Annotated in this window: 12 protein-coding genes; 5 read left to right on the top strand and 7 right to left on the bottom strand. The window is 43.8% G+C overall.

Annotated features, from left to right (window positions below; translation table 11 throughout):
* The first annotated feature begins 153 nt into the window (after positions 1 to 153).
* Positions 154 to 2880 (top strand): bifunctional [glutamate--ammonia ligase]-adenylyl-L-tyrosine phosphorylase/[glutamate--ammonia-ligase] adenylyltransferase, encoded by a 2727-nt coding sequence (gene glnE, locus ACO0K8_RS11160; RefSeq protein WP_422946735.1) that lies wholly within the window; start codon positions 154 to 156, stop codon positions 2878 to 2880.
* A 31-nt stretch (positions 2881 to 2911) separates the two neighbouring features.
* On the opposite strand, the gene pbpG is transcribed toward glnE, so the two are convergent.
* Positions 2912 to 3931 carry a D-alanyl-D-alanine endopeptidase gene (pbpG, locus tag ACO0K8_RS11155; RefSeq protein WP_422946734.1) on the bottom strand — a complete coding sequence of 340 codons (1020 nt, stop codon included), beginning with the start codon at positions 3929 to 3931 and terminating at the stop codon, positions 2912 to 2914.
* Between the two features lie 460 nt (positions 3932 to 4391).
* On the opposite strand from pbpG, the gene ACO0K8_RS11150 reads away from it, so the two are divergent.
* Entirely contained in the window at positions 4392 to 4961 is a 570-nt protein-coding gene (locus ACO0K8_RS11150) for a phasin family protein (protein ID WP_422946733.1), read from the top strand.
* A gap of 74 nt (positions 4962 to 5035) precedes the next feature.
* On the opposite strand, the gene ACO0K8_RS11145 is transcribed toward ACO0K8_RS11150, so the two are convergent.
* From ACO0K8_RS11145 to ACO0K8_RS11120, 6 genes are all read right to left on the bottom strand, one after another.
* Positions 5036 to 5761, bottom strand: coding sequence for an ABC transporter ATP-binding protein (locus ACO0K8_RS11145; RefSeq protein ID WP_422946732.1), 726 nt, complete (start codon positions 5759 to 5761; stop codon positions 5036 to 5038).
* On the bottom strand, positions 5761 to 6531 hold the full coding sequence (locus tag ACO0K8_RS11140) for an ABC transporter ATP-binding protein (RefSeq protein ID WP_422946731.1): 771 nt from the start codon (positions 6529 to 6531) through the stop codon (positions 5761 to 5763). The genes ACO0K8_RS11145 and ACO0K8_RS11140 overlap by 1 nt, the downstream gene beginning before the upstream one ends.
* 11 nt (positions 6532 to 6542) lie before the next feature.
* Positions 6543 to 7733: an ABC transporter permease subunit gene (locus tag ACO0K8_RS11135; RefSeq protein ID WP_422946730.1), complete on the bottom strand. Its 1191-nt coding sequence runs from the start codon at positions 7731 to 7733 to the stop codon at positions 6543 to 6545.
* A gap of 10 nt (positions 7734 to 7743) precedes the next feature.
* Positions 7744 to 8673, bottom strand: coding sequence for a branched-chain amino acid ABC transporter permease (locus ACO0K8_RS11130; RefSeq protein WP_422946729.1), 930 nt, complete (start codon positions 8671 to 8673; stop codon positions 7744 to 7746).
* 480 nt (positions 8674 to 9153) lie between these two features.
* Positions 9154 to 10092: a 4-hydroxy-3-methylbut-2-enyl diphosphate reductase gene (gene ispH / locus ACO0K8_RS11125; RefSeq protein WP_422946728.1), complete on the bottom strand. Its 939-nt coding sequence runs from the start codon at positions 10090 to 10092 to the stop codon at positions 9154 to 9156.
* Positions 10093 to 10099: 7 nt separating this feature from the next.
* Entirely contained in the window at positions 10100 to 10555 is a 456-nt protein-coding gene (locus ACO0K8_RS11120) for an FKBP-type peptidyl-prolyl cis-trans isomerase (RefSeq protein WP_422946727.1), read from the bottom strand.
* A 95-nt stretch (positions 10556 to 10650) separates the two neighbouring features.
* On the opposite strand from ACO0K8_RS11120, the gene radC reads away from it, so the two are divergent.
* The 3 genes from radC (at position 10651) to rpmG (ending at position 11881) form a co-directional block, all read left to right on the top strand.
* Complete coding sequence (gene radC, locus ACO0K8_RS11115) at positions 10651 to 11325, top strand: RadC family protein (protein WP_422946726.1); 675 nt, start codon at positions 10651 to 10653, stop codon at positions 11323 to 11325.
* Between the two features lie 125 nt (positions 11326 to 11450).
* The gene (rpmB, locus tag ACO0K8_RS11110) at positions 11451 to 11687 is read left to right on the top strand and encodes a 50S ribosomal protein L28 (RefSeq protein ID WP_126128825.1); all 237 of its coding nucleotides are present in this window, start codon (positions 11451 to 11453) and stop codon (positions 11685 to 11687) included.
* 26 nt (positions 11688 to 11713) lie between these two features.
* Positions 11714 to 11881 (top strand): 50S ribosomal protein L33, encoded by a 168-nt coding sequence (gene rpmG / locus ACO0K8_RS11105; protein ID WP_110257750.1) that lies wholly within the window; start codon positions 11714 to 11716, stop codon positions 11879 to 11881.
* Positions 11882 to 12062 lie beyond the last annotated feature (181 nt).

Genomic DNA, 12062 nt, shown 5'->3' with positions numbered 1-12062 from the left:
AATTCCCAGTAAAAAAGTCCCGATATGCGCACGTTCTATATGCGCTTGAAAAATATACTCCACTGGAGTATATGAAAACCACAGATAATTAAGCGAATCACTACGATCCATTCACTCTGATCACTAAACACAGCTACCGCAGAGACTCCTACCATGACCACGCCTAGCATCACAACACAACAGCACCCTAGCTTGTCTCGTTTCGTTAACCGATGGTTGCAAGCCGATCCGTCCAGAAATTCTGAGCTGGAAGATATATCACGATTATCCTTGAGCACTAGCCTTTTCGCGCAAATTTTACAAAATAAAATACTTTCCGGCGCCTCCCTCAATAGCGCCATGCGGCGCCTGCGTAATTTGCTGATGGCGAGTCTGATTACCCGTGATTTGAGCGGCAAGCTTGATCTCAACGAGGTCGTCACCAGCATCAGTGATTTTGCCGATTTTGCGGTGCAAACCCACTTGCAGGCACTGATGCAAGAAATGATCGCCGTACACGGCCAACCAATCGGGGAAGAATCGGGAGAGTTGCAGGAACTAATCGTATTGGGTATGGGCAAATTAGGTGGTCGGGAACTGAATGTATCATCCGATATCGATTTGATTTTTTGTTACGCAGAAGACGGGGATACGCTCACCAGTTCCGAGCAACAGAGGTCCCTATCCAATCATGAATTTTTCAGCCGCTTAGGGAAAAAACTGATCGCCGCCATCGCGGAAATTAGCGGGGACGGTTTCAGCTTTCGGGTCGATATGGCATTACGCCCAAATGGCGCATCCGGGCCTCTGGTTGCCAGCTTCTCTATGGTGGAAGAATATTTCTTGATCCAGGGACGCGAGTGGGAACGCTATGCCTGGGTGAAGGCACGCGCACTGACTGGCATACAACAACAAATCTCGGTGCTCGAAAAAATCGTTCACCCATTTATCTATCGCCGCTATCTCGATTATGGGGTAATTGATTCTTTACGCACCATGCACGGACAAATTCGTGCAGAAGTCGTGCGTCAGGAAACGCGCCATCCAGAACGCGGCAATAACGTTAAACTGGGGCGCGGTGGCATACGCGAAATTGAATTTCTGAGTCAAGTATTTCAACTCATACGCGGCGGCCGCGAACTAGAGTTACGCGATAGATCGACACGAAACACTCTGCAAACCCTCGCAAAAAAAGGCATACTTGAGCCTGGCGTTGTGAGCCAACTGCTAGCCGCATATACTTTTTTACGCAATGTCGAGCATCGACTACAGTACCTCGACGATGCCCAAACGCATACCTTCCCGGTCAAGGAAGAAGACCAAAAAATCATCGCCGAGATGATGAATTGCATTTCTACGCAAGAGTTACTGGCGCAATTAAATCCCGTGAGACAATTCGTCGCAGAGCAATTTGATTCTATCTTCAAAGAGAAAAAAGAACAGGGAGTCGACGGTGTAACGCCCCCCACCCTGAACGATCAAGATGATAGTGAAACCATAGAGACTCATCTGCTTGCACTGGGATTTATCGACAGCAAAGAGGCAGCGCAGCGATTGCTAAATACCTGGCAATCACCCAGGTTGCAATCGCTTTCTGAAGCTAGTCGCAACAAAATGATGGCTCTGATTAACAGCGCGCTGGGTATGATTGCGCAACAAGTTGACGGGCAATTAGCCACTTTGTTACGGCTGTTGGACTTTATGGAGGCAATTGCCCGGCGCACCGCCTATCTGTCACTGTTAACCGAATACCCGCATGCCTTGCAAAGGGTGATACGGATGATGGCAGCGAGCGATTGGGCGGCAAAATTCTTAACCCGCCATCCTATCTTACTCGATGAATTACTCGATGAATCAGTGCTGCATCAACTGCCTGACTGGGAACTATTTGCCGATAATCTGCAACTGCAATTAGAACAGCAGCAAGGTGATACTGAACGCCAAATGGAAACACTTAGGGAAATGCACCATGCGCTCCTATTTCGTTTGCTAGCCCAAGATTTAGAAGGCACGTTGAGCGTAGAACATTTGGCCGATGCTTTATCTAAATTGGCCGATATCATCGTTGCGGCAACTGTAAAAGCCGCCTGGCAGACCATAACGAGCAGACACCGCGAAATACCGCAATTTGCCGTCATCGCTTACGGGAAACTGGGCGGCAAAGAGTTAAGTTACGCCTCGGATCTGGACGTTATTTTTCTTTACGATGATGATCATCAGGACGCACCTGCTTCCTACGCAAAATTGGCCCAGCGCTTCATTACCTGGATGACTTCGCATACACCGGCAGGCATATTATTTGATATTGATATCGCTTTACGACCCGATGGTGCTAGCGGCCTCATGGTCTCGTCGGTGAGTTCATTTAATCGGTATCAAGAAAAATCGGCCTGGCTGTGGGAGCACCAGGCACTTACCCGTGCCCGTTACTGCGCTGGATACTCACCGATAGAGGCGCAATTTGATGCAACGCGTGTGCAAGTACTAAAGCAAAAGAGGGAAACCCAAAAATTAAAAGAAGAAGTACTGGGTATGCGCAAAAAAATGCGCGACGCCAATCTGAATCGTACGGATTTATTCGATCTAAAACACGATGTGGGAGGCATGATAGATATTGAATTCATGGTGCAGTATTTAGTGCTACTGCATGCCCATCAATATCCTGAGTTGACCGCGAATATCGGCAATATCGCGCTATTAAAACGATGTGGAGATTTAGGATTAATTAATCCGGATATGGCCCTGGCAACCGCGAACGCCTATCGAGTATTTCGCAAGTTACAGCACAACATCCGCTTGCAAGGTGAGGAGAAAGCCCGAATAGGGAAAGAGAATATCGCCAGCGAAGTGCTGGCCACTAGTGGCTTATGGGCAAGCCTATTTGTATCTCACAAAGATTAGATGCCAGCTTGCAACATGGCGAACATCGGGATCAGGCTTGAGGCTTCAACGTCTCGAGCCACTTGCGGATGCGCCCGGCATCGGCCAAGCGAGAATATTTTCCTTTAGAATCAAGAAACACCATCACAATAGCGCGACCCTCTATCATCGCTTGCATCACCAGGCAGCGACCCGCTTCAGAAATATAGCCAGTCTTTTGCAAACCGATATCCCAGTCAGGGCTGGCAATCAGTCGATTGGTAGTCGAGTACTGCATAGGTCTACCACCAGGATTGACTACATATTTGGCATCTGTGGAATACTCACGGATCAGTGGATGTTGATATGCCGCATTGATAAGTTTTACCAAATCACGCGCACTGGCAACATTTTGACTGGATAAACCAGACGAATCGACATAGTGCGTGTCATTCATACCAAGTTGCTTTGCCTTTGCATTCATCGCAAGCACAAAGGCAGGTAGACCACCAGAGTAACTACGACCTAAAGCGGAAGCAGCACGATTTTCTGAGCTCATTAGGGCGATATGAAGCATGTCAGCACGTGACAGTTTCGCTCCCATTTTCAGGCGAGAACCAGTGCCTTTCTCCTTATCAAGGTCATCTGTAGTGACCTCAATAATCTCATTCATGTCCTGATTCGACTCGACTACCACCAAACTGGTCATTAGTTTTGTAATTGATGCTATTGGCAAGGAAACATTCGAATTTTTTTCGAACAATACTTTAGAACTGGACTGATCAACCACAAAAGCAACATTTGATTGCAAAGCTAGCGGATCCTGAGACGATTTCAATCCAGCAATATCACCAGCAGATGGGTGTTCGGCGACTGGGTGCACCAGAGCTAAACGTTCATAAACAACCCGGCGTTTTCCATGTACAAGCATAGTATGCTTCACCAATCGGCCGTTCTCAGCTTTGGCGCTCTTGTGTGTTACATGTTTTTTTTGCGACTGTTTATGAGATTCAGTCGTCGCAGCGACTGCCAAGGCCGCTGGCAAAATTGCAGTGGCAATGATAAACAGTGCTCGACGGAAAACTTTCGCCATCAATTGCTCCCTGTGCAAAATATATTGAATTAATTCAGTGTAGCAAAACCACAAAATTTCGCAAGAGAATTAAAGACTTAGCGCATAAACCTCATTAAGATTCTTTATCTTTTTTTTAAGTATTTTCGACCTCCGATAGTCTCTCGAATAACAGAAATATCAAAATGGTAGTTTTTTCGCAAGAATTTTTTTAAATAATTGAAGCATTAATTTTTTACATAACGCTAGTGCAAGCCATCAATTTAATACCATTGTCATATTCAATAGACATAATTACCAAATTAAGGAAAGATGATTGTTTTTTTTGGTCCTGACAGCCTTAATAAATTACCATGCTGCAACGCACAATTTTACCTTGACTTATGTAATATCCAAGATAGACTATCAGCTGCTGCAATGCACAATTATTACTCCACACGTCCTTATCGTCTTTCATCTAACCTTCTTTTAGGAGAATTTCATGTTTTCAGTACCTGAACAGTTTTCCAATGCAACTAAAGCAAACATCGATGCTCAACTTGCGTTGCTCACAACCCTGGCTGGCAAAACATTTGAGGGCATAGAAAAATTCGTAGAATTAAATATGACGGTCGCTAAAACCTCAATGGACGAATCCGCTGCCTTTGTAAAACAGTTGATGACTGCAAAGGACAGCCAAGAATTCTTTCATTTATCGTCGACTTATGCTCAACCTGCAACTGAAAAAGCGTTGTCGTATGGTCGGCATTTAGCGAATATCGCTACAAGCACTCAGGCAGAATTAGCGCGTACAGCAGAAACTCAAATCGCGGAAACAAATAGCAAAGTCATGTCTTTGTTTGAGGATGTTACAAAAAATGCACCTGCCGGCTCACAAAATGTCGTTGCCATGTTGAAAACAGTCATTGGCAATGCAAATGCTAGCTATGACCAACTAACCAAGACAACTAAACAAGCGGTCGAAACTCTAGAAGAAAATCTGAGCTCGGTAGCAAACCAAATGTCACAAGCCAGTACGAAAGAAGTAGCGCGTCTTCCAGCTAAAAAATAATTGCCATGCATTACACGAGCAAAATAAAAAAGCCTCGATATTTCGAGGCTTTTTTTACTGCCCTAGCTTAATAATCAGGCTTCACCTAAATACGCGGCCTGCACTTTCGGATCATTGAGCATGTCTTTTGCATCACCGCTCATCGTAATGAGGCCCGAATCCATCACATATGCACGATTTGCAGCCTGCAAAGCAAGTTTAGCATTTTGTTCCACCAACAAAATCGTTACGCCTTCTGCTGATACGGTACGCACCACCTCAAAAATCTTCTCCACCATGATAGGTGACAATCCCATTGATGGCTCATCGAGCAAAAGTAATTTTGGATGACTCATTAAAGCCCTCGCCATTGCCAGCATTTGCTGCTCACCGCCGGACAAAGTTCCAGCCAATTGAGCCGCACGCTCTTTCAGACGCGGAAAAACAGAGAACCATTTTTCGATGTCGGCATTGATGCCTGCTTTGTCATTGCGAGTAAATGCACCCATCATCAAGTTTTCCTGAATCGTCATACGGGTGAACACTCCGCGCCCCTCAGGAACCATGGCTAGCTGATCATTTACAAGATTAAATGAGTTGATACCTTTGATTGATTTGCCGTTGTAGATAATATCGCCTTCGACTTTACAGTCCGGCAAAGTACCGGTAATCGCTTTCAGTGTTGTCGTTTTACCCGCGCCATTGGCACCAATCAAGGTAATTAATTCGCCTTTATTGACTTCAAGATCAATGCCTTTAACGGCTTTAATGCCACCATAAGCAACTTTGAGATTGCTCACTCTCAATACATTTTCAACCATTAGTGGCCACCTCCCAAATATGCCTCGATAACTGCCGGATTTTTTTGAATCTCGGCTGGTATTCCCTCCGCAATCGGTTTACCGTAATCAAGCACAGTTATTCGATCACACAAGCCCATCATCAATTTGACGTCATGTTCAATCAATAAAATCGTCTTTCCTTCGGCCTTAATTTTTACAAGTAACTCACGCAAGGCCAATTTTTCGGTCGCGTTCATCCCTGCTGCAGGCTCATCGAGTGCAAGTAATTTCGGGTCGGTTGCCAGTGCGCGAGCAATTTCAAGTCTGCGCTGATCCCCATAGGAGAGGAATTTAGAGGTGCGGTCAGCAAACTGTCCAATTCCAACAAAATCGAGCAATTCCTGAGCACGAATCCGAATTTCAGCCTCTTCCTTACGTGCTGCAGAACTTCTAAAAACGGCACCGAATACACCTTGGTGGGTGCGAATATGCCGTCCAACCATGACATTTTCCAAGGCCGTCATTTCACCAAAAAGTCTGATATTTTGAAAAGTTCTTGCAATTCCCGCTTTCGCTACCTCATGCGGTGCTGATGGCGAATAAGGTTTGCCAGCAAGCTCGAAAGTGCCGGTGTCAGGCTGATATAGACCAGTGATGACATTGAAAAACGTCGTCTTACCTGCACCATTGGGTCCAATCAATCCGTAAATTTGACCTTGCTTAATATTGATGCCCACATTGGACAAAGCCTGCAGGCCGCCAAATCGTTTATTGGCACCCTCAATTTTTAAAATAGTTTGTTGAGTCATATCCCTATTCCTTATGCCGCGGCATCATTGGTAGTGGTCATTCTGTCTTCATGTTTTGGCGCTGGCCACAAACCCGCCGGACGATTCAACATAATTACAACCATCGCAAAACCGTACAGTAATTGGCGCAAAACTTCCGCCTCTACCCAAATTTTTCCGAATAAGAGCATTTGCACAGGCTCCACGACATGCCGCAACACTTCCGGTAATGCAGCTAATAATACGGCTCCGAGTATTACGCCAGGGATATGACCGATACCACCAAGCACAACCATCGCCAAAATAACAATTGACTCCATTAAGGAGAACGACTCCGGAGATACAAATCCTTGAAATGAGGCAAACATTGCCCCTGATATGCCCCCAAAGGATGCTCCCATAGAAAACGCCAACAATTTCATATTGCGGGTGTTAATGCCCATCGCTTTCGCAGCAATCTCATCTTCACGAATAGCCACCCAAGCACGCCCAAGTCGAGAGTCCTGTAATCGAAGTGAAATAACAACAATTGCTATACATAGTGCGAGGAACAAAAAGTAGTAGGCATTGACCGAAGGCATACTAAACCCACCCAAAATCACAGTAGCGTTGGACCCAGCCTCACCTCCTAAGGAGACACCGAAAATACGAATAGGGTCGATCATATTGATGCCTTGAGGACCATTCGTGAAGTTGATTGGTGAGTTTAAGTTATTCATAAAAATACGAATAATTTCGCCAAAACCCAAAGTAACAATTGCGAGGTAATCGCCACGCAACTTTAAGGTTGGTGCACCTAACAACGCACCAAACAAGCCGGCTAAAGCCGCAGCCAAAGGAACGATGAACCAAACTGACAAATGAATACCGTTTTGGCTTATTTCTGGGCCGAATAGGGTTATCAAAAAATTTCCCACTGCAGGATAATTATTAACAAACGACTCAAGTACCACAGCAAATTGCTGTGAACCTAGCAACGCAGCCAAATAAGCACCAACAGCATAAAACGCTATATACCCAAGATCAAGCAAGCCAGCGAAACCGACGACAATATTAAGCCCGAGTGCCAACATAATATAAAGTAGGGCAAAATCAATAATCCTAACCCAAGAATTTCCAAAGTTCGCAGCGACAAAAGGAAACAAGACGAGCAATACGCCCATTATGGCAAAACTGGTATATGCCTTCGTCGGATTACTTTTTACATCAAACATAGTAGACATCGCTTTCCCCTTACGCACGATCAGCCACACGTTCACCCATAATTCCAGATGGACGTAGTGTCAATACAATAATCAATACAACGAAGGCAAAAATATCTTGATAATGACTTCCAAGAATCCCGCCAGTCAAATCACCAATATATCCAGCGCCTAAACTTTCAATTAATCCGAGGAGAATGCCGCCAACCATCGCACCATAAATATTTCCAACGCCTCCTAAGACTGCGGCTGAGAATGCCTTTAATCCCGGCAAGAAACCCATAGCAAATTGAGCTGAAGAGTAGTTTGCAGCCCACATCACGCCAGCTATAGCAGCAAGCGCAGCACCGATCGCAAATGTGGCGACAATTACTTTATTTGAATCAACCCCCATCAAACCAGCAACCCGAGGATTTTCTGCGGTAGCACGCATAGCGCGCCCCATCTTTGTCTTCTCGACCAACAATACCAAACCCACCATCGCCAAGGTCGCCAATGCTAACAACAAGATTTGTGTTTGTGAAATCACAGCACCACCAATACTGACAGGTACCGAAGGCATAATCGCTGGAAAAGGAATAGGACTGCGACCCCAGATCATCATTGCGAAAGTTTGAACCAATGTAGAAACGCCAATCGCTGTAATCAAGGGCGCTAATCGTGGTGCATTGCGTAACTTTCGATAAGCTAGGCGTTCAATCAGCACGTTGACGGCAATACAGACAGGTATTGCGCCTAAAATGGCGATGATTAATTTAACAATACCAGGCAGGTCGGGTGCTATGACTTGTAGTACTTTAAGGATACTTAATCCAGCCATCGCGCCCACCATTAACACGTCACCATGGGCAAAGTTAATTAGATTCAAAACACCGTACACCATGGTGTACCCTAAAGCGACTAGGGCATACATACTCCCTAGTACCAAGCCATTAATTATTTGTTGGATAAATGTATCCATGTCGGTTTTCTTCCTATGAACGAATTAATATTTCTTTGAGACTAAAACCTATAACTACAGAGGTATTTTCAAAAAAATTATTTTAGATAACAAAAACGGCGCAAGTCACTTTATTCTTCTCCTAAAGGTCCGTGAGTCAGTTACCTTATTTGATATATCGCACTGTTCACAGCAGTGACGTAGTGATGAAAACACATGATAGAACTCTCCTCAACAATGTTGAATAATTTTTTTTATAATATTTTTTATTACACTAGGCATTAAGGCGCAGCATAAAAACGTAAACTTTACGTCAATTACACAAAGCTTACATTTCTCTGGAGCTAGCTATGCCCATACTACTATAGTCATCGTTCGTAACACGAAAGAAACTGTATTTATGCAAAATTAACAGCCACGTAATATTAACGATGAATAAACGAAATAAAATACTGAATAAATAAAAACCACAAACTTTTATTTACATAAAAAAGGTGTTTTTTAATTACTTATGCCATTCAAACCCTTTGGCATCGGAAACGTGACGTTTTCCTCAGTCCCAGCTAAAGTGCGCACACTTCTCACGCCTAAGGTTTTAAGCCGATTGATGACTTCAAGAACCAACAACTCTGGCGCGGAAGCTCCTGCAGTTACACCAATACGACTACAACCTGCTATCCATTCTGGATCGATCTGTTCAGCCTTATCTACCATAAAAGAATTGACACCCATTTTTTGGGCCACCTCTTTCAGACGATTGGAGTTTGAACTATTGACACTACCGACTACGATAAGCAAATCGACCTGAGGAGCCATAAATTTGACGGCAGCCTGTCGGTTTGTTGTCGCGTAACAAATATCGCCTTTTTTTGGTTCAATAATATTAGGAAATCTACTCTTTAGAGCCGATATAATTTCTAAGGTATCATCCACCGACAAGGTGGTTTGTGTCACATAGGCCAACTGATCAGGATTAGCTACCTTTAATTTTGCGACATCTTCAACAGTCTCCACTAAGAACATGCCCCCCTCACTTTGCCCCATGGTTCCCTCAACTTCGGGATGTCCCTGATGTCCGATCATGATAATTTCTCTATGCTCACGTCGCATTTTTGCAACTTCAATATGAACCTTAGTGACCAAAGGGCAAGTAGCATCAAATATTGTCAATCCTCTTTTTTCAGCCTCTAGTCTTACCGTTTGCGAAACTCCATGTGCGGAAAAAATCAAGGTATTTCCGGCCGGAACATCGTCTAAATTTTCAATGAAAATCGCGCCTTTTTGTTTTAAATCGTTGACGACGTATGCATTGTGAACAATTTCATGCCTCACATAAATCGGAGAACCAAATTGCTGCAGGGCGCGTTCAACAATTTCTATAGCTCGATCGACGCCAGCACAAAACCCTCGAGGCTGAGCTAGCAAAATTTCCTTATCCATGATGATCCTATAATATGCCGATAATTTTTACTTCAAACGTAATTATTTGCCCAGCCAATGGATGATTAAAATCGAACAAAGCACCATTCTCATTGAAAGCTCTCAAAATTCCCGCAAATTGCCCCCCCGCTGGTGCGGAAAATTCAACTAAATCACCAACAACATATTTTTCGCCAAATACAGAATTTTCTTTTAAGGTTTCCAAGGAAACTTGTTGTATTAAATCAGGATTTCTTGGTCCAAAGGCATTCACTGGCGCTAGTTCAAGTATTGTGTGTGACCCTTCCTCCAAACCCAATAAGGCCGACTCAAGTTCTGGAGCTAGTTGTCCAACGCCCAATTGCAAGGTGGCAGGGCTGTTATTAAAAGTGCTAATTATTTCATTGCCATCACTGCTAACTAAGCGATAATGTAAAGTCAGGTAGGCATCAGGGGTAACTACAGGGATCGTTGAATAAGGCATAATTTGGCATGAGTTCAATTAAGTCGCCATTGTAAATCAGCTAGAGCCTGAAGATCATTGCAACTTGTATTTCTTGTTCATTTGGAGACTATCAAATGGGAATAAGTGACTGGCCTGTTGATCAACGTCCTAGAGAGCGCCTTATTAAATACGGTGCCAGTGCGTTATCTGACGCAGAGTTACTCGCTGTATTTTTGCGGGTCGGAGTAAAAGGAAAAAGCGCAGTAGATTTAGGAAGAGATATGCTCGCGCAGTATGGGTCACTCAGTGCACTATTCGCGGCGAGCGCGAAGGACTTTTCGAAAATACATGGCCTAGGCGACGCGAAATATGCGCAAATACATGCGGTTTTGGAATTGGCAAAACGCGCCATTTCAGAAGACTTACGGATTTGTGAAAACCTGTCATCACCAAATACCGTAAAAAATTATCTGCAGCTACTCATAGGAAATAAACCCCATGAATCCTTCGCGGTTTTATTTTTAGATATAAAAAACCGACTAATTAAGACAGAAGAACTTTTCCGTGGAACACTCAATCACGCCAGCGTGTACCCAAGAGAAGTCGTCAAGGCAGCGCTACTACATAACGCTGCAAGCATAATACTTGCGCACAATCACCCGTCGGGATCATGCGAACCAAGTCAAGCAGATCTGGCACTAACCAACACATTAAAGCAGGCATTAGCACTTGTCGATATCCGAGTTCTTGATCACTTTATTATTGCAAATCCAAACGTTTACTCGTTCGCAGAGCATGGTCAAATTTAACAGCCAAAATTGTTAAATTTAAAAACATGTTAAGACACAATTGTTTTTCGCAAGTCGTTGATAATTCATGAGATTTTAGTTATACTCTTATTTTTCCAATTTCGGAAACCATTAAGGAGTAAAACATGGCGCGTGTCTGCCAAGTTACTGGGAAGGGGCCAATGGTTGGCAACAACGTTTCCCATGCGAACAACAAAACAAAACGTCGGTTTTTGCCAAATCTGCAAAACCGTCGCTTTTTCGTAGAATCAGAGAACCGTTGGGTAGCCCTTCGTTTATCTAACGCAGGCTTGCGTATTGTGGATAAAATCGGTATTGATGCCGTTTTGGTCGACATGCGTGCTCGCGGCGAAAAAGTTTAAGCAGAAACTATTTTTAGGAAAATATCATGGCTAAATCTGGTCGCGACAAAATCAAATTAGAATCGACTGCTGGTACAGGTCACTTCTACACTACATCAAAAAACAAGCGCACTATGCCTGAAAAAATGGAGATCATGAAATTTGATCCTAAGGCTCGTAAGCATGTTATTTACAAAGAAACTAAGATTAAATAAGTCTTATCTTCCCAAAAAGCCCGCTAAGCTAGCGGGCTTTTTTTATAAGTATTACCTTAATACTTATATGAAGCGCAAACTTGATCACTCATGCTCAAGATAAAGCACTCCATAATTTGTTGAAAAATAACCAAAAAAAAATGGCGTCTTAAGGACGCCACCATTAATACTTATTCAAACT

It is taken from the genome of Undibacterium sp. Ren11W (assembly GCF_049340485.1).
Classification (GTDB): domain Bacteria; phylum Pseudomonadota; class Gammaproteobacteria; order Burkholderiales; family Burkholderiaceae_D; genus Undibacterium.
The sequence above is the reverse complement of the archived record's forward strand: the minus strand, read 5'-3'. Positions and strand labels throughout refer to the sequence as shown.